12 protein-coding genes, 2 pseudogenes and 1 other annotated feature are annotated in these 19,071 nt (G+C 38.6%); of the genes and pseudogenes, 10 read left to right on the forward strand and 4 right to left on the reverse strand.

Features of this window, described 5'->3' with window-relative positions; translation table 11 throughout:
* The first annotated feature begins 3 nt into the window (after positions 1 to 3).
* Positions 4 to 594, forward strand: coding sequence for a cob(I)yrinic acid a,c-diamide adenosyltransferase (gene cobO / locus PSF42_RS11815; protein WP_272680060.1), 591 nt, complete (start codon positions 4 to 6; stop codon positions 592 to 594).
* 545 nt (positions 595 to 1,139) lie between these two features.
* On the forward strand, positions 1,140 to 3,287 hold the full coding sequence (locus PSF42_RS11820) for a two-partner secretion domain-containing protein (protein ID WP_272680061.1): 2,148 nt from the start codon (positions 1,140 to 1,142) through the stop codon (positions 3,285 to 3,287).
* A 60-nt stretch (positions 3,288 to 3,347) separates the two neighbouring features.
* Here the strand turns inward: PSF42_RS11820 and aphA are convergent, their stop codons facing one another.
* The 4 genes from aphA to rnm all read right to left on the reverse strand — a co-directional run bounded on the left by aphA (position 3,348) and on the right by rnm (position 7,222).
* Positions 3,348 to 4,061: an acid phosphatase AphA gene (aphA, locus tag PSF42_RS11825; RefSeq protein WP_125893131.1), complete on the reverse strand. Its 714-nt coding sequence runs from the start codon at positions 4,059 to 4,061 to the stop codon at positions 3,348 to 3,350.
* Positions 4,062 to 4,461: 400 nt separating this feature from the next.
* A complete protein-coding gene (gene rluB / locus PSF42_RS11830) occupies positions 4,462 to 5,379 on the reverse strand; it encodes a 23S rRNA pseudouridine(2605) synthase RluB (RefSeq protein WP_272680062.1) in 918 nt (305 codons plus the stop codon).
* Between the two features lie 200 nt (positions 5,380 to 5,579).
* Positions 5,580 to 6,200 carry an L-threonylcarbamoyladenylate synthase gene (locus tag PSF42_RS11835; RefSeq protein ID WP_125893127.1) on the reverse strand — a complete coding sequence of 207 codons (621 nt, stop codon included), beginning with the start codon at positions 6,198 to 6,200 and terminating at the stop codon, positions 5,580 to 5,582.
* Between the two features lie 149 nt (positions 6,201 to 6,349).
* Positions 6,350 to 7,222, reverse strand: coding sequence for an RNase RNM (gene rnm, locus PSF42_RS11840; protein WP_272680121.1), 873 nt, complete (start codon positions 7,220 to 7,222; stop codon positions 6,350 to 6,352).
* 162 nt (positions 7,223 to 7,384) lie between these two features.
* Positions 7,385 to 7,486, forward strand: a sequence feature (Trp leader region).
* 26 nt (positions 7,487 to 7,512) lie between these two features.
* On the opposite strand from rnm, the gene PSF42_RS11845 reads away from it, so the two are divergent.
* The 8 genes and pseudogenes from PSF42_RS11845 (at position 7,513) to PSF42_RS11880 (ending at position 19,029) form a co-directional block, all read left to right on the forward strand.
* Positions 7,513 to 9,087 carry an anthranilate synthase component 1 gene (locus tag PSF42_RS11845; protein ID WP_272680063.1) on the forward strand — a complete coding sequence of 525 codons (1,575 nt, stop codon included), beginning with the start codon at positions 7,513 to 7,515 and terminating at the stop codon, positions 9,085 to 9,087.
* Positions 9,087 to 9,656: pseudogene (locus tag PSF42_RS11850) on the forward strand (glutamine amidotransferase-related protein); the annotation flags it as partial. The gene PSF42_RS11845 and the pseudogene PSF42_RS11850, both read left to right, overlap by 1 nt.
* Positions 9,657 to 9,728: 72 nt before the next feature.
* Positions 9,729 to 10,721, forward strand: a pseudogene (trpD, locus tag PSF42_RS11855) (anthranilate phosphoribosyltransferase); the annotation flags it as partial.
* A gap of 1 nt (position 10,722) precedes the next feature.
* On the forward strand, positions 10,723 to 12,099 hold the full coding sequence (trpCF, locus tag PSF42_RS11860; protein WP_272680064.1) for a bifunctional indole-3-glycerol-phosphate synthase TrpC/phosphoribosylanthranilate isomerase TrpF: 1,377 nt from the start codon (positions 10,723 to 10,725) through the stop codon (positions 12,097 to 12,099).
* Positions 12,100 to 12,161: 62 nt separating this feature from the next.
* The gene (gene trpB, locus PSF42_RS11865; RefSeq protein ID WP_125893117.1) at positions 12,162 to 13,352 is read left to right on the forward strand and encodes a tryptophan synthase subunit beta; all 1,191 of its coding nucleotides are present in this window, start codon (positions 12,162 to 12,164) and stop codon (positions 13,350 to 13,352) included.
* Positions 13,352 to 14,158, forward strand: a complete 807-nt coding sequence (gene trpA, locus PSF42_RS11870; protein WP_125893115.1) for a tryptophan synthase subunit alpha — start codon at positions 13,352 to 13,354, stop codon at positions 14,156 to 14,158. The genes trpB and trpA overlap by 1 nt, the downstream gene beginning before the upstream one ends.
* Before the next feature lie 498 nt (positions 14,159 to 14,656).
* Entirely contained in the window at positions 14,657 to 16,810 is a 2,154-nt protein-coding gene (locus PSF42_RS11875) for a two-partner secretion domain-containing protein (protein ID WP_272680065.1), read from the forward strand.
* 536 nt (positions 16,811 to 17,346) lie between these two features.
* Positions 17,347 to 19,029, forward strand: a complete 1,683-nt coding sequence (locus PSF42_RS11880; protein WP_272680066.1) for a ShlB/FhaC/HecB family hemolysin secretion/activation protein — start codon at positions 17,347 to 17,349, stop codon at positions 19,027 to 19,029.
* Positions 19,030 to 19,071 lie beyond the last annotated feature (42 nt).

Consider the following 19,071-nt stretch of genomic DNA (forward strand, 5'->3'; position numbering starts at 1 on the left):
ACAATGTCTCAAAGCCGACACGAAGAACGCCAGCAACGTTTAAAAGAAAAAGTGGATGCCCGAATTGAAGCTGCACAAATTGAACGGGGTATCGTGATTATCTTTACTGGAAATGGGAAAGGCAAAACAACCGCTGCTTTTGGCACAGTCTGCCGCGCGGTAGGTCATGGTAAAAAAACGGCCGTTGTTCAGTTTATTAAAGGTGGCTGGGATAATGGTGAACGTGAATTACTCGAACCTCAAGGGGTTCCCTTCTATGTTATGTCAACCGGGTTCACATGGGAAACTCAAAACAAAGAAACAGACACCCTTGCCTGTATGGAAACATGGCAGCACGCCAAGCAATTGTTAAGCGATCCTCAGTACGATTTAGTCATTTTAGATGAGCTAACCTACATGGTGAGTTATCATTACCTCGCTTTAGCAGAAGTGCTCCAAGCATTGCAAAGCCGCCCAGCCAATCAATCTGTCGTGATCACCGGCAGAGGTTGCCACCGAGACTTAATTGAGTTAGCCGATACAGTAACAGAAATGCGCCCTGTGAAACATGCGTTTGATATTGGAATTAAAGCTCAAAAAGGGATTGATTGGTAATAATCCGATAATAGAGTGCAATAGTAATATTTTTATTATTACACTTATGAACTATTCGCTAATTATAAGTTAACTATACTATTAGTTAACTTATAAAATTATTATTTAGCATTTATCATTAACAACACTAATTTAGCGTACCCCCCAGATTGAAAATATTTTTTGGATGAGTGAGCTTTTTGCTAACTTTTATATATTAATTATCGAAATTATTTTATAAGGATTAAGAATAAATATAAAAATAATTAATGCTATTTGTTCCCTCTCCCTCGCAAATTAAAATGATTACGTATTGCTACGTGAGTAAAATCCACCTAACAGACTAAATCTGAGTAAAGTTAATACATTGATTAAAAACAAATTAACCTATAACAGTAGATATTATTCCGCTTTTATTCAGTTTTAGTTAATTAACAATCAATAACGATATATTTACCCATGTTAACATTATTAATTTTATTTAGTTTTCTATTTAAGCATAATTAAACTGCAATAATGGATTGTTAGTTATCTTAGATTTTTCTATTTTATTTTAAGGGATATATATGAAAAACGTTCCAAATTCTCATTTAAGTTTCACCAGGTTGAAATTTAACCCCCTCTTTTTATGTGTTTCAATAATTGTTGGAACCACGACTATTGCTCAAGCAGAAATTACACCAACTAATGGTGCTGGTATATTAAATCAAGGTAATGGACCCACTGTCGTTTATATTAATAAACCAAGCCAAGCAGGTGTTTCCCATAATACCTATAGCCAATTTGATGTTGACCAAAAAGGCGTTATTTTAAATAACAGTGCAAAAAATTCTAATACCCTCATTGGCGGCAAAATTGGTGGCAATACCAATGTTGCCGGCGGGCGAGCTAAAGTTATCTTAAACGAAGTAAATTCAAATGCGGCAACCACATTAAATGGCATGATTGAGGTTGCCGGTGGCAAAGCACAAGTAATCGTTGCTAATGCATCCGGTGTTACATGTAACAACTGTGGCTTTATCAACACCAATCGTACAACATTGACAACCGGTAAAGTAGAGCTAGCAAATGATGGTTCCATTGCTAACTATAATGTGCAGCAAGGTAAAGTTGCTATCAATGGCTCATTAGATACCAATTCTCCAACTGATTTAATTGCGCGTTCAGTGGCCATTAATGGCATTATTGATACGCAGCGCCTTAATGTGATAGCGGGAAACAATCACGTCAATTCAACTGGGAAAGTGACGGGCACTGCTACTGCGATTGGAACAAAACCCATTGTTGGGATTGATGTTTCATCGATTGGTGGTATGTATGCCAATAAAATTTCTTTAATAGCGACTGAAACCGGTGTCGGTGTCAGTAATTTAGGGGATATCGGTACCTATAATGGCGCGATTTCTATTGATACCGCAGGAACGGTGAATAATACCAATGGTAATATGAATGCAGGAGGTGATATAGATATTAAAGCAGCAAGCCTTACCAATAACGGCCGTATTGCAGGTAATAAAAACGTCAATATCACTGTTGCAGGAATGGGAACGATTAATAACGATAATGGCGATATCACATCCTATAACAATGATATTAATCTAAGTACATTAGGGGCACTAAGTAATAATCGTGGTTCAATAATTGCTCAACAGAATGTCAATACGCTTTCCGATTCATTTGTAAATGATAATGGCATAGTTCAGTCTACTAAAGGTGACATGAACATTCACTCCATGAATATAATTTACAACAGGGATAATCTCGCCAATCCAAATGATCCAGTAAAAGGGTTCAATGCCGGACGTGATATCACGATCAATGCCGTTCGTATTGTAAATGAAAACTCCAATATTACTGCAGGACGAGATAGCAAGATCAGCGCACAATCCGCGATTGATAACACATCAAATAGCAAAATCATTGCACAACGCCATGCAGACATCAGTACGATGAACTTAACGCAAACTAATTCTGAAATAAATGCCATTAATGGCCAGATGAATTTAGATGCATCGGTATCACTCACTAATGGAGGAACATCGACCATTCATAGTGGCCGATTGATGAATATCAATGCAAATCAACTCACTAACTCAGGAGAAATTATCTCGAATAATGGTAAATCCGTCATTATTACTAATTCAATGAGCAATCGTTCTGGTTACATTAAAGGAAATAATCTTACAATCAAGGCGCATAATATTGATAACCAAGCAGGTTTAATTAATGCTGAAAATAATCTCGACATTGAAACTAGTTATTTGAATAACAATAACAGTAATGACTTTAAACTTGTTAATGCTAAATTTGGCCTAACAGACCAAAATGGTGGCCTACAAACCAATAATGGCACGATAAAAGTTAAAGGTGATACGTTATACAATACCAATGGCTCTATTGCTGCAAATGTAAATAACAATGCAGCTGCGCGTAACGATGTTGATATTAATCTCAAAGCAGCACTCAATAATAATTATGGCCAAATTACAGCCGCTAATAACCAAAAGCTTGATGTAGGTTCATTAGAAAACTACTCTGGTAAAGTGATAGCCGGTAAAAACCTAACTATTGACTCAAAAAACCGTATTAATAACCAATATGGAGTCTTAAGTTCTACTAATACCACGAAAATTACCAGTCCTATCGTCACTAATGGGACAACTGGGAGCATTTCAGGTAATCGAGTGATTATTGATTCTGCGATCACTAACTAAAATTGGTAACGATTAAAAAGGAGGTCGTTTGACCTCCTCTTCATTCGACTCATGACAGAATTAATATTCTGAATTAATCACAACTTCTTCACCAAAGCGCCCTGCTTTTGGTAATGGTTGGTAAGAAGAGTTTGCAGCGCGTAAAATACGGACACCGCGAATACCTAACTCATGTGCTGCTGCGATATCGGCATCAGCATCACCATAATAGATGGTAAGTTTGTGATCGCGCATCCAGCTTACTTTATTATTTTGGCCTGGCTCATCACCCGCAAAAATGACAGGTTGCATTTTATCTGCCGGTATTGCTAAACCTTCCTGAACGTATTTAGTGACTGTTTCAGTTTTGGTTTTCGTACGGCCAGTGATGAAATAGACAGTATCACCGCGGTCTAAGTGCATTTTGACTAAATCAATACCCACTTGTTTTGGCATACTGAATTTATCCCACTCATTATTCATTTTTTCCCAAAATTGTTGATTTTTGAGATAGCTAAAATCGTTAGGTGAGAACTCTAATTTACCACGGTAAAAGCCTGGACTCGAAAATAACACCGTATCATCGATATCAAATCCAACAGCCATCGGGGCTTTCCCTTCTAGGCTTTGTTTAATTTGTTCGATAGAAACCCAGTTAACAGGCTGCTGTTGAGCAAGTTCAACAACGGTAACGCCAGGGCTTACGGTTTCTGGCATCGGAATTTTAGCTTGAGACGTCGCGGTAAAACTTAATGCCAATGCAATCGCACTCAAAGTCAGTGTTATTTTTTTCATGTTTTGTCCTTATTCAAGTTTATCCACTTAAACCATTCTTTATTTATCTGGATAAACTGGGTAAGTAATAGGTCTATCTGTAAATTTGTCTTTATTATCAGTTAGCAACCCAGTATTTTGTGAGTCACATCCCACAAGAAGGGTCATACTAAGACTTTTAATTACATTAAAATGAGATGAGCATCTCATATATATTATCTTTTATTGATAGGTTTCATCATAATGTGAACTAGACCATTAAATTTCTTATTATTAATAAGGCTATGTTCAACTCAATCATTACCCTAAGGTCATTTCTCTCATATAAAAGCGAATATATTTTAATAGACAATACATTAGATAAAAAAAACGCTGAGGGAGATGGTCTCAGCGTGTTTAATATTAGAGAATTACAATCAGTCTAGATGCGAGTGCGACGTTTCGCTGTTGCTCTTGATGACTGACGTTTTGATGCAGGACGTGATGCGACTTGTGTATGGCGTTTTACCGCACGGCGAATTTGGTTCGCTTTAATACGACGTTGGTCACGCTCAACTGCAACCTTACTTTCCGTTTCTACCGGCAATTCCACCAGCTCACGAAGATAGTTAGTTTGCGCTAAACCAAGCTCCGTCCATCCTCCACGAGGTAAACCTTTTGGTAAATCAATATCGCCATAACGCACACGGATTAAACGGCTGACTTGGACGCCAACGGATTCCCAAAGGCGACGAACTTCGCGGTTACGCCCTTCAGTTAAAGTGACGTTAAACCATTGGTTCATTCCTTCTCCGCCACGGTAAGACACCGTTTTAAACGAAGCAGGGCCATCTTCCAGTTGTACGCCATTGATTAGCTGTCGAATTTTTGCATCATTAATTTCGCCAAACACGCGCACTGCATATTCACGTTCAACTTCACGACTAGGGTGCATTAAACGATTCGCTAGTTCACCATCTGTCGTGAATAATAATAAGCCGCTTGTGTTAACATCTAAACGGCCAACAGCAATCCAGCGTGCTCCCGTTAACCGTGGTAAACGATTAAAAACAGTTGGGCGCCCCTCAGGATCATGACGTGTACATAATTCACCTTCAGGCTTGTAATAAGCCATGACACGGCAGATTTCCTTTTCAGCTTCTTTGATCGCTAATAAACGGCCATCCAAACGAATTTTTGTTGCGGGTGTAACTTCAACACGGTCTCCTAGTGTAGCAATTTTGCCATCAACACTAATGCGACCCGCTTGCAGGAATGTTTCGATTTCTCGACGAGAACCATGCCCAGAACGAGCAAGGATTTTTTGTAATTTTTCAGTTTTTTGCGGTTTTACGCTCATGTAACCCTCTGCTGTCGCCTTCACAGGCGTCAAATACCTTTTTGGTGCGTGATTTTTACCGCACCAAAAAGCAATGAATTTGAAAACCCGCGCATTATACACAGGTTTGTCCTGAACCCCTATTACTTATCTGTATATCGCACTTTCAATACAATATTATTTAATTCAGTACTGAACCTTAGACTTTCCAATAGTGATATTTACTCAAAAGGCGTTGGATCCCCAGTTCCGACTCGCGCCACAACCGGTGTATCATCAGTAAAGTCAATCACCGTTGTCGGTTTTTGCCCAATATAACCACCGTGGATCACTAAATCGACTTGTTTATCAAGTAAATCACGAATTTCTTCAGGGTCTGATTGCGTGAAGTCATCACCCGGCATAATCAAGCTGGTTGACATCAACGGTTCGCCAACCGCTTCGAGTAAATCCCGAGCAATCGGGTTCGACGGCACACGCAAACCTATGGTTTTCCGTTTTTCATTCATTAAGCGCCGGGGAACCTCTTTTGTTGCCCGTAAAATAAAGGTGTAATTACCTGGCGTATTATTTTTAATTAAACGAAAAACGGTGTTATCAACATGTGCGTAGTTCGATAATTCAGAGAGATCTCTACACATTAATGTGAAATTATGGTTAGCATCTAGCTGACGGATACGACAGATACGCTGCAGAGCATCTTTGTCTTCTAAACGGCATCCAATGGCATACCCTGAATCTGTAGGGTAAACAATCACACCGCCTTTATTCAGAATTTCAACACTCTGGCTAATAAGTCTTGCTTGAGGGTTATCCGGATGGACATAAAAAAACTGGCTCATACATACCTCTAATTTTTGGGTATCGACAGCATCATCCGGCAAAAATACCTATAAATGCTACTATCTCTTAATTCTATGAGATGACCTACTCAGAATAAATCATCACTTATAATAATTATTTTACACCGCATTATTAATACATCAATTGATTAGCTACTTTTTACCGCATTCCAAAGCGTCCAAACTGCATTATCATCGTTAGGCAGCCATAAGTTTCGGCCAAGTTCTATCCAAGAGCATGGTCGATGAAAATCTGAACCAACGGATGTATGTAAGCTAGCATTATTGGCTAATTCAGCTAAGTATTGTTTTTCATTTGGGGGTTGCTGGCAATGAGAAACTTCCATGGCATCACCTTCACACTGTTTAAAATACGCAACTAACCGTTTTAGCCATTTATTGGATAGTTGATACTTAGCAGGATGCGCCAATACCGCAACACCGCCTGCTGCATGGATTGCGTCAATGGAGGCTTGAATTGTGCACCACTTCGCAGGGACATATCCTGTTTTCCCTTTTGATAAATAGCGCTTAAACACGTTATTAATGGTTTTTTCTTTTCCTATTTGCACGATATATTGTGCAAAATGTGCCCGTGTTACCTGCCCGCCACCAGAAATGCGCTGTGCGTTCTCCCACGCATCATCAATGCCTGCTTTTTGTAATCGCCTGCCCATCTCAATACCACGTTGGAAACGACGCTCAGATTGCTCTTTTAACAATTCAACCATAGCTGGATGTGAAGGAGAAAAATTTAATCCCACAATATGTATTTCAATATTTTCCCAAAGCGTCGAAATTTCAACACCATTGATGAGCTCAATTGGCCTTTCATTTTCAGTAAGATAGCGGCGGGCCTCAAGTACCCCCTCACAAGTATCGTGATCGGTAATTGCTAAAATATTAACCCCTTTTTCAATCGCGCGTTCGATTAACGCGGCAGGAGTGAGTTCACCATCCGAAGCAGTCGTATGGCTATGCAAATCATAACGAGTCACTAATGGCGTCGAGGTTGTCGACATATTGATATCTTCTCCAATTTCCATGAAAAACTATTTTCCTAATAAATTAACAAAGTCCTTGACATAAATATCATGATCCAGTTAACTAGTACGCAAGATAACTAAAACCGAAAATAATCAATTTATCCAGTGAGGCATACAATGACTTTATTTAACTTATCAAATCGTTGGTGGCGTGACTTCCCAAATTGGGCGGAAGCCGCACGCGCATAGTTATTGTATGTTTCAGTGCCAGACCCGCCCTTCCTCGGCGGGTTTTTTAATGTCAAAAATTAATGTAAGGCAACAAAATGAACGAACAAAGCACCACATTAGCACATTTTACGTATCTGGATAGCCCAATTAATTATCAGCCTGATCCAACATTATTATTTAATCATCTGTGTCATCAAGTTCCATCAACAATGCTGTTGGAATCTGCTGAAATTAATAATAAAGCTAACTTACAAAGCTTGCTTGTTGTCAACAGTGCGCTGCGTATTCGTGCTTTTGGTCAAAAAGTTGAAATCGAAGCGTTAACGCCAAATGGCCAGGCTTTACTGCCAAAACTGTTAGCGCAATTAATAGATTTAATCGCACATCATAACCTGCAAGAAAATAGCTTAACGGTAACCTTTAACCCGCCAGCAACAGATTTAGACGAAGACAGTCGTCTAAAGGCTGCATCTTGTTTGGATGTTTTGCGTGCGCTACCCGCGCTCGCGCAAACTTATTCAACAAAACCTGAAAATATGTTTGTTAGTGGGCTATTTGCTTACGATTTAGTCGCCAGTTTTGAAGATTTACCCAGCGTTAATACCGTTAATCAGTGCCCTGACTATTGTTTTTTTGTTGCTGAACATTATTTAGTGATCGACCATCAAAATCAGGCTGCTCGGCTAAAAAGTGTCTTATTTACGCAAAATGAGCAAAATGTCGAAACTGTGAAGCAACGTCACTCACAAATTATTACTTCGTGCCGGCCTTTCTTACCGGCGCTTCCTTTAGCAACGGCGCCCGATTTTTCTGTATCGATAAACAAAAATGACCAAAAATATGGGGACGTTGTTACCTCATTAAAAGAAGCCATATACCGCGGTGATATATTTCAGGTTGTCCCCTCTCGTAAATTTACGATGCCGTGCTCGCATCCTTTGATTGCGTACCAAAAACTCAAAGCACAAAACCCAAGTCCTTATATGTTCTACATGCAAGATGACGCATTCACACTTTTTGGCGCTTCGCCTGAAAGTGCTCTCAAATATGCGACAGAAAACCGCAAGGTGGAAATTTACCCAATCGCTGGAACTCGCCCTCGAGGCCGTAATGCACAAGGTGAATTAGACCTTGATTTAGATAGCCGAATTGAGCTTTCCATGCGCTCAGATGAAAAAGAGCTTGCTGAACACATTATGTTAGTTGACCTAGCACGCAACGATTTAGCCCGTATTTGTGAAGCGGGTAGCCGTTACGTTGCCAATCTAACTAAGGTTGATCGCTACTCTTTCGTGATGCATTTAGTTTCTCATGTCGTAGGAACATTACGCCAAGATTTAGATGTTTTTCATGCATATCAAGCCTGTATGAATATGGGGACTTTAACGGGGGCACCAAAGGTCAAAGCAATGCAGCTGATTGCGCAATATGAACAAGAGCGCCGCGGATCATACGGCGGAGCCGTAGGATATTTTCAAGGAAATGGTGATTTTGATACCTGCATCGTCATTCGTTCTGCTTACGTAGAAAATGGCATTGCCACTGTACAAGCGGGAGGTGGCGTCGTTCTAGACTCAGTCCCTCAAGCCGAAGCCGATGAGACCCGTAATAAAGCACGTGCAGTGATCCGCGCAATTGCCCAAGCACACCAAGTTAAGGAGTTATTCTAATGGCCAACATTTTACTGCTCGATAACGTTGACTCCTTTACTTATAACCTTGTAGACCAACTGCGTGCAGGTGGCCATAACGTGGTTATTTACCGCAACACCGTCAATGTAGAACATATTTTATCTGTATTAGAACAAATGGTTTCACCAATTTTAGTCTTATCGCCCGGTCCAGGAAAACCGAGCGAAGCAGGTTCAATGCCAGAAGTTTTAATGCGAGTAAAAGGCAAAATTCCTGTTATCGGTATTTGCTTAGGTCACCAAGCTATCGTAGAAGCCTATGGTGGAACCGTCTCTGCCGCAGGTGAAATTTTGCATGGTAAATCATCAATCGCCACACATGATGGTTTAGCCATGTTTAATCATCTTGAAAACCCAATATCCGTGGCTCGCTACCACTCTCTTGTTGGTAGCCAAATTCCTGAAAGCTTGACCATTTGTGCCCAGTCAAATGGCATGGTCATGGCTGTTCGTAGTGATAGCGATAGAGTATGTGGATTCCAGTTTCATCCTGAATCCATTTTAACAACGCAAGGTAAACAGTTGTTAGAAAACACCGTGGCATGGGCTCTTTCTACTCCCAATGCAATCGAATCCTCTCATTCGCACTAACGGAAGACTAAAGAGCCAATTATGCAAAATATTTATGATAAATTATTTAAAGCGCAACCGCTGACTCAGCAAGAAAGCCAGTTCTTATTTAATGCCATCATTCAAGGTGAATTGACAGAGCCTCAGTTAGCTGCAGTATTAATCAGCATGAAAATGCGTGGTGAACAACCGCAAGAAATTGCGGGTGCTGCTCTAGCTTGTTTAGAAAATGCACAACCCTTTCCTCGTCCTGACTACTCATTCAGTGATATTGTTGGCACGGGAGGTGATGGCGCAAATAGTATCAATATTTCAACAGCGAGCGCATTCGTTGCTGCGGAATGCGGTATTAAAGTCGCTAAACACGGTAATCGCAGTGTTTCGAGCCGTTCAGGATCTTCAGATTTACTTGCAGCTTTTGGTATCGCTCTAGATCTTAGTGCACAAAGTGCTCGTGACGCATTAGATGAGCTTGGAGTTTGTTTCTTATTTGCACCGCAATATCACAGTGGGTTCCGCCATGCGGCCCCTGTACGTACTCAACTAAAAACTCGAACGTTATTTAATGTATTGGGGCCTTTAATTAATCCGGCTCGCCCACCGATTGCCCTTATCGGTGTTTATCAAGCGTCATTGGTAAAACCCGTGTCTGAAACATTACAGATGCTTGGTTTTACCCGTGCTGCTGTGGTACACAGTGGGGGGATGGATGAAGTTTCATTACATGCAGTCACGCAAGTTGCTGAATTAAAAGATGGCAAAGTACAACATTACCAATTAACAGCAGATGATTTTGGGTTAGCACCATATCAATTACGTGACTTAGAAGGCGGTACACCAGATGAAAACCGCCTATTACTTAGCCATTTACTTCAAGGCCATGGGCAAGCCGCTCACGAAGCCGCGGTTGCGGCCAATGTTGCCATGTTGATGCGTATTAATGGCCATGAAGATTTAAAACAAAACAGCGAGCATGCACTCGCAATCATTCGTAGCGGTAAAGCATTTGACCGCGTTACAGCACTCGCGGCAAGGAACCAATAAAATGAAAGCGACTGTCTTACAAAAAATTGTTGATGATAAAGTTGACTATTTAATTGAACGCAAAACCAAGCAACCGTTAGAGAGCTTTATTGATAATATTCAGCCTAGTCAGCGTAGCTTCTATCACGCTCTAAGCGCAAAACGCCCTGTTTTCATTTTAGAGTGCAAAAAAGCATCTCCATCAAAGGGCTTGCTGCGTGCAGACTTCGACCCTGCTATGATAGCCAAGGCATATGCACCTTATGCCAGCGCCATTTCAGTTCTCACAGATGAAAAATATTTTCAAGGTAAAATGGATTACCTGACGATTGTCAGTAATACCGTAACACAACCCGTGTTGTGCAAAGATTTTATTATTGACCCATACCAAATCTATCTCGCACGTTACTATCAAGCGGATGCTATCTTACTGATGTTATCTGTCTTAGATGATGATGAATATATAGCATTAGCTGAAGTTGCTCATCAACTGAGTATGGGAATTTTAACAGAAGTCAGTAATGAAGAAGAATTAGAGAGAGCGATTCGGTTAAAAGCCAAGGTTGTTGGCATCAATAACCGTGATTTACGTGACCTTTCTATTGATTTAAATCGAACTCGTGAACTCGCGCCTCGCTTAGCTGAAGATACCATCGTAATTAGTGAGTCGGGGATCAATTTACATCAGCATATCCAATCACTTAGAAAATTTGCAAATGGCTTTTTAATTGGCAGTGCCCTAATGGAGCAAGCCAACCTAGATAAAGCTATTCATCGCCTATTAGTTGGAGAGCATAAAGTCTGTGGTTTGACCCGCGAACAAGATGCAAAAGCCGCATTTGAAGCAGGCGCATACTACGGCGGGTTAATTTTTGCTGAAACCTCCCCCCGAAAAGTGACGCTGTCACGGGCGCAAAATATCATTCATGCCGCGCCTTTAAAATATGTCGGTGTTTTCCGTAATCAGTCCGCTGACTTTGTTGCCCATATCGCTAAGCAGCTTGCGTTATCTGCTGTGCAATTACATGGCGATGAAGATGTTTCTTATATCAATACGTTAAGAACATTTCTACCAAGCTACTGTGAAGTTTGGAAAGCACTCGATATGTCACGAACGACTTTAAATGACTACGACACACAAGGTATTGATGTGTTACTACTGGATAATGGCTCCGGTGGAACTGGCAAAACCTTCGATTGGTCAGCAGCGCCCTCGTCCACAACACAGAAATTAATGATAGCGGGCGGGCTTACCCTTGATAACTGCCTAGACGCGGCAAAGTTACTGTGCAACGGATTAGACTTTAATTCAGGGGTTGAAATTGAACCGGGTATAAAAAGCGAACAAAAAATAAATTTGGTGTTATCAGCGTTGTTAGCCGAATCAACGGCTCACTAATACACAACGAAAGATAAAACTCCAACACCAATTAATGTAACTTAAAAAATGGACAATAAATAATGAGCAAATTAGATCCGTATTTTGGCGAGTTTGGTGGGCAATATGTCCCAGAAATTCTTATTCCTGCATTAAACCAATTAGAAGACGCGTTTATCGACGCACAGAATGATGATGAATTTATTCGTGAGTTTCACGACTTACTAAAAAACTATGCAGGTCGCCCGACTGCGCTAACGTTATGTAAAAATCTAACCGCAGGTACAAAAACAAAACTCTATTTAAAGCGGGAAGATTTACTGCACGGCGGTGCCCATAAGACTAACCAAGTATTAGGCCAAGCACTACTGGCTAAGCGAATGGGAAAAACTGAAATTATTGCAGAAACAGGTGCTGGGCAACATGGGGTTGCGACAGCACTGGCTTGTGCATTACTGAACATGAAATGCCGTATCTATATGGGTGCCAAAGATGTAGAACGCCAGTCTCCCAATGTATTTCGCATGAAATTGATGGGCGCTGAAGTTATTCCTGTTCATAGTGGCTCGGCAACATTAAAAGATGCCTGCAATGAAGCATTAAGGGACTGGTCTGGCAGCTATGATAAAGCCCACTATTTATTAGGAACAGCGGCAGGTCCTCACCCATATCCAACAATTGTACGTGAATTCCAACGCATGATTGGTGACGAAGCAAAACAACAGATCCTCGAAAAAGAAGGCCGTTTGCCTGATGCTGTAGTAGCCTGTATTGGCGGTGGTTCAAATGCCATAGGTTTGTTTGCCTCTTTTATTCCAGAAGAAAATGTGAAATTAATTGGGGTTGAACCTGCTGGGTTAGGCATTGATTCAGGGCAACACGGCGCACCGTTAAAACATGGCCGTGTAGGGATTTATTTCGGTATGAAATCACCGATGATGCAAACGAGTGAAGGTCAAATTGAAGAATCGTATTCCATCTCTGCAGGATTGGACTTTCCCTCTGTAGGGCCACAACACGCGCATTTAAACAGTATTGGTCGCGCTGAATATGTTTCTATTACCGATGATGAAGCCTTGAATGCGTTTAAATTATTATCACGTAAAGAAGGGATTATTCCTGCACTAGAATCGTCTCATGCACTGGCACATGCGTTGAAAATGGCAGAGCAAGCACCCAACAAAGAACAATTATTAATCGTTAATTTGTCTGGTCGCGGTGATAAAGATATTTTTACAGTGCATGATATTTTAGCCAGCAAAGGAGAAATCTAATGGAACGCTACACACAACTTTTTGAACGTTTAGCTCACAATAACCAAGGCGCATTTGTTCCATTTGTCACTTTAGGTGACCCAGATGCTGAATTATCATTAAAAATTGTCGATGCTTTGATTGCTGGTGGTGCTGATGCATTAGAGATCGGTATTCCATTTTCTGACCCTCTGGCAGATGGTCCAACCATCCAAAATGCTAATTTACGTGCATTTAAAAGTGAAATCACCCCGACAATTTGTTTCGAATTACTCCGTCGAATTAGAGAAAAGCACCCTACTGTTCCTATTGGTTTATTAGTGTATGCAAATTTAGTATTCACCAATGGTATCGAAAATTTTTATATTCGCTGCGAAAATGCAGGCGTTGACTCTGTACTCGTTGCAGATGTTCCTATGTCTGAATCAAAACTTTTTCGTGAAGCTGCATTAAAACACAGTATCGCCCCTATTTTTATTTGCCCACCAAATGCTGATGAAAAGTTACTCCAGCAAATTGGCGAACACAGCCAAGGTTATACTTATTTGTTATCTCGTGCTGGTGTGACGGGTACAGAAAAACGCGCTGAAATGCCTTTGACTCATTTAATAAGTCAATTAAACCAATATAAAGCAGCTCCTGCCTTGCAAGGTTTTGGAATATCAGAACCGGAACAAGTCAGAGAAGCCATTAAAAATGGTGCCGCTGGTGCGATTTCAGGTTCCGCAGTAGTTAAAATTATCGAAAATAACCTCAATCGACCTGATGTTATGCTTAAATCATTAACGGAGTTTGTTGAAAATATGAAAGCCGCAACACAAAGGTAGATGGACGAATAAAGAGTAATCAAGTCATATTCATATTTAATGACTTGATTACTAAAATAAGATAATTAATTTTAAAATAGTCTACTTTGACTATTTTAGTATTATTTTCATTTCGACAATAAAAATACGCTAAAATATACTCGACCTTATTCGAATAAAAAAATCTTACATCATCAAAAACCACCAATCATAATATTTATTAATACAATACGCTAATGTCAAAATCAATAGCTACGTGTTATTACACTGGTGTTTTTTCGTATTAAATCCGTAGCGGAGTAATCATTACCAATTGATTTAAATAATTATTTTCAGGTTAAATATATAATATACCATTTATGTTACAATATAGATATTTTACTCTTCTTACATTCCCCAGCACCGACTTAAGTACAATTAAATTTTAATGAAAATTAATATCATGCATAATTCTTATGCTTTAATGGGATTTTTATTAGCTATTTTTAATTTTATCTATAGTCTATTTTAGGGATATTTATGAAACATACTTCTAACCATTCAATTACTCATCCTATGATGAAAATTAAACCACTCTTTTTAAATGTATCTATTATTTTAGGTTCAATATCTATTGCTCACGGCGCGGTTATTAATACCAATGGTGCTGGTGTTATAAATCAAAGCAATGGCCCTACTATTGTGCAGATTAAAGGAGCAAGTGACAAAGGTGTCTCACATAACATCTATAGCCAATTTGATGTTGACCAAAAAGGTGTTATTTTAAACAACAGTACGACCAACACAAATACCACTTTAGGCGGCCAAATTAATGGAAACCTAAATTTAGGCAATGGCAATGGCCCTGCGAAAGTTATTTTAAATGAAGTTAATTCAAATAAAGCAAGCACCTTAGGTGGTATGATTGAAGTCGCTGGTGATAAAGCACAAGTTATCGTTGCTAACGCATCTGGCATCACATGTAATAACTGTGGTTTTATCAATACCGATCGTGTGACACTCACAACGGGTAAACCAATTGTCGCTGGAGGTGAAGTTCTTGGCTACAACGTTTCAAATGGTCAAATCACGATAAACAACCGTCTACAGTCAGACTCACCAACAGATATCATCGCTCGTTCGGCAGTTATTCGTGGAAATATTACAGCTAAAGAAATTAATGTTATTACTGGTAATAACTTTGTTGATGCAGATGCAACTAACATCACTAAACTACCAGGCTCAAATTCAACACCTCGTGTTGGTATTGATGTTGCCGCTATGGGTGGTATGTACGCAGATAAAATTACTTTAGTTTCTACTGAGAGTGGAACTGGTGTCTCTAACCTAGGTATGTTATCAGCAGGTTCAGGTGGTATTAAAATAGATTCGACTGGACTAGTTTATAACCAAAATGCACTAATGAATTCGAATGGAACCATCGATATTAAATCTAACGGTTTATATAACAACTCATCCATCGTTGCTCAAGGTGATATAAGTATCAACAATCACAATACAGTTATTAGCAACAATGCGGGGTTAATTAAATCTAACGGTGGTAATATCAAAATCGCCGCTGGTACTATCAATAACAACCAGAGGGGGGTTATTCATGCACAGCAAGATATAGAAATTAATACAAATCATTTAACTAACAACAACGGCTCAATTAAAACTAAACAAGGCAATATTGATATTACTTCTACAAACTCTATAGATAATTCATATTCTATCTATCATGGCGCTATCAATGAGCCTGAGCGTGGTATCAGAGCCGGTGGGAAATTAACCATCGATACTACCAAACTCCATAACAATAATTCAGTTCTTTCAGGACAGGACGTTGCATTAACAGGGCGTTATATTATTACTAATGATAGTAATGGCCAAATTATCGCAAAAAGAAGAATCGATATTGATGCTGAAACACTACAAAACCAGAATGCTTTGATAAAATCAACTAACGGCCAAACTAATATTACGCTATCAAGTAATTTATTAAATAACCGTCATGGTGTTATTGATAGTGGTAAGGCATTAAATATTAATGCAAATATCCTTTACAATGACGGTTCACTCATTTCAAATGCAGGTAAATCTAAATACAATGTAACTACTTTAAATAATCAAAATGGATATATCAAAGGGAACAACCTTAATATCAAAGCAACCTATGTTGGAAATGATAAAGGCTTAATTACTGCAGACTCTAATGTTGTCATAAATTCGAGTCAGATAGATAACACTAATTCAGCACAATTCAATAATAGCGGAAATATCTTCGGTGCTGCCGGCTATACTGGTGGTATCTATGCCAAAAATGGTTCTGTAACTATCAAAGGAACTAATTTAAATAATAAATATGGAATTATCTCAGCTAATACGTTCCAAAATGTAGGAACTGATGGCGATGTTAAAATCAACTTAAAAAACAACCTTGAAAATAGCTACGGAAAAATCCTAGCGTCTAAAACCATTAACTTGGATATGAATAGGTTAAATAATACCTATTCTGGCTTTATCCGTGCTGGTAAAGATCTCTCCATTAACGCATTTAGCCGCGTAGAAAACAACAATGGGGTATTAAGTTCATATGGAAAAACTGAGATTACAAGCCCTGTAATTTACAATGGTCCTTATGGCCGCATCTTAGGCTCTACTGTCGTTTTAAACACATCTAATTATTACTAATTAGATGATTCAGGAGGCCTTTGGTCTCCTGATTCATGATACCTACCTTATATTCACTTAGCTAAAAAACCCGATAGTTATTATTTCTTATTAAAATATTTAATGGTTAAAACATACTAATGTTTATCTTATTTCCCCTTTCATTTTCGTGTTTATACATCTAAGTATAAAACCCTATTCACCCTATAACGGAGTAAATATTACCTTTTGATTTCATTAAAAAAACAATCGCATCTAAAAATATAAAACCATAACTAAATCAATATTAGCATTAACCTCCCATTTTGTTTTTCATTAGTTAGTTAATATAATTAATTTTTAATAAATTTAAATTTAAAGCATAATCTTAGTAATTTCAAATCAGCTAAAAATAAATATTTTCATAACGACAATTTTATTATAAGGGGATATATGAAAACCGTCTTAAAATGCTAACAATGCTATACATAGATAAGATAATTCTCATATAAGATAGAAATTATTTTCTACAAGCCTCTTCTAATTATATTTTAATCATAAGAATATATGTGGTAACCATGAATTTTCGATTTATTTTTTTATCTGCAACTTTATTATCTTTTCCATTATACGTATCAGGTAATACTGCACAAATTATTGACCAACAAATCAATAACCAAACCAGCCAAGATCGCTCTCGCCAACAACAGACTCAACTAGAAACTAAAGATGTCTTAGGTAAAACAAGAGAGCGGTCAAATAATATTTTAGTTTTCGATGATGAAAAAGATTGCTTTCAAATGAAGCAAGTCATTTTGCTCTCTGAACCTAAACTCCCTTCTATGCGTCCTCTTGAAACATATGCAAACCAAGTTGTTGGTGTATGTATTGGTATTAATGGTGTTGAAACCTTAGCAAAAGGCTTACAAGATAAAATAATTAAATCAGGTTACGTTACCACTAGAGTTAATATTCCAGAACAAAATATCAGTGAAGGGACTTTAACACTGCAAATTATTCCAGGCAAAGTGGCTAATGTTAAACTTGCTGAAGGTAGTGATACTTATATTACCTTGGGGGCAATTATGCCCGCTAAAGAAGGAGATATTCTGAATATCCGTGACATTGAACAAGGTTTAGAAAACCTTGAGCGGATCCCTGGTGCTAAAGTGAATATTGAATTAGCGCCAGGTAAAGAGTTTTCCACATCTGATATTTCCATACAAAGAGAAAAATCTTCTCACTTCAATGTAGGTGGATATTACAATAACTCTGGAAGCCGCCAAACAGGTAAAGATCAAGCTGGCGTAACCCTATATGCTAACAACTTAACCAGTTTAAACGATACTATATATGTCTCTGCAGGGAAAAATTTAAAAAACCAAGCACGCAATAGCACTAGTAATGCGTCTATTTATTATGCAGTTCCCTATAATTATTGGCTTTTCTCATTGTATGCAAGTAAAAGTGACTATAAGCAAACTATTAATGACTCTGTACTTAGTTATAAATATTATGGTGATAGTAAATATTATAACGCCACTGCCAGTAATGTCTTTTTACGGGGGCAAACATTTAAAGATACAGCATCAATTCAGTTAATTAAAAGAAAATCAAAATATAAGTTGGAGGATGTAGCACTACTTTCTCAACAACGTGACCTTACCAGTCTTAAACTCGGCGTTAGCCACCGTCAAAATATCAATAATTCAACCGTCGATGCTTCAATATATTACCAACGCAATGTACCTTGGTTTGGCGCTGAAGAAAGCTGGGATATGAAGTATGGTGATGTTAGCACTATGGGCCGTGTTTATACTGCCGATATTTCCGGTATGTTTCCTTTTGTCTTTGACAATTTTATTATGAGTTATAACCCACAACTATTTGTACAATATTCACGAGATCGCTTAACTATTCAAGATCAATTCTCGTTAGGTAACCGTTGGACTGTACGTGGTTTCGATGAGGAGTTTTCATTAATCGGAGATAAGGGATTTTACTTACGAAATGAACTAAACTTTTATATTCCTGACTTTTCCTTTTACCCATACTACGCACTTGACTATGGTCGAATATTCGGAGGTGTATATCCAATTGGTCTCTATTCTGATGACCAATTATTAGGAACGGCTATAGGCATGAGGGGTAATATTAATATCTTCAGTTATGATTTATTTTTAGGTGTACCACTTCATAAACCGGATGAATATGAAACTAGTAGCGTTAATGCAGGGTTAAACGTACAATGGTTTTGGTAATTTAATATTGCAAATTTGAATAATATCTTAAAGCTGAATATG

Origin of the sequence: Providencia sp. PROV032 (assembly GCF_028484875.1) — a bacterium.
Lineage (GTDB): Bacteria > Pseudomonadota > Gammaproteobacteria > Enterobacterales > Enterobacteriaceae > Providencia > Providencia rettgeri_E.

Coding starts and splice junctions, on each gene's coding strand:
- cobO (WP_272680060.1), top strand. CDS start 4: ATGTCTCAAAGCCGACACGAAGAACGCCAGCAACGTTTAAAAGAAAAA.
- PSF42_RS11820 (WP_272680061.1), top strand. CDS start 1,140: ATGAAAAACGTTCCAAATTCTCATTTAAGTTTCACCAGGTTGAAATTT.
- aphA (WP_125893131.1), bottom strand. CDS start 4,061: ATGAAAAAAATAACACTGACTTTGAGTGCGATTGCATTGGCATTAAGT.
- rluB (WP_272680062.1), bottom strand. CDS start 5,379: ATGAGCGTAAAACCGCAAAAAACTGAAAAATTACAAAAAATCCTTGCT.
- PSF42_RS11835 (WP_125893127.1), bottom strand. CDS start 6,200: ATGAGCCAGTTTTTTTATGTCCATCCGGATAACCCTCAAGCAAGACTT.
- rnm (WP_272680121.1), bottom strand. CDS start 7,222: ATGTCGACAACCTCGACGCCATTAGTGACTCGTTATGATTTGCATAGC.
- PSF42_RS11845 (WP_272680063.1), top strand. CDS start 7,513: ATGAACGAACAAAGCACCACATTAGCACATTTTACGTATCTGGATAGC.
- trpCF (WP_272680064.1), top strand. CDS start 10,723: ATGAAAGCGACTGTCTTACAAAAAATTGTTGATGATAAAGTTGACTAT.
- trpB (WP_125893117.1), top strand. CDS start 12,162: ATGAGCAAATTAGATCCGTATTTTGGCGAGTTTGGTGGGCAATATGTC.
- trpA (WP_125893115.1), top strand. CDS start 13,352: ATGGAACGCTACACACAACTTTTTGAACGTTTAGCTCACAATAACCAA.
- PSF42_RS11875 (WP_272680065.1), top strand. CDS start 14,657: ATGAAACATACTTCTAACCATTCAATTACTCATCCTATGATGAAAATT.
- PSF42_RS11880 (WP_272680066.1), top strand. CDS start 17,347: ATGAATTTTCGATTTATTTTTTTATCTGCAACTTTATTATCTTTTCCA.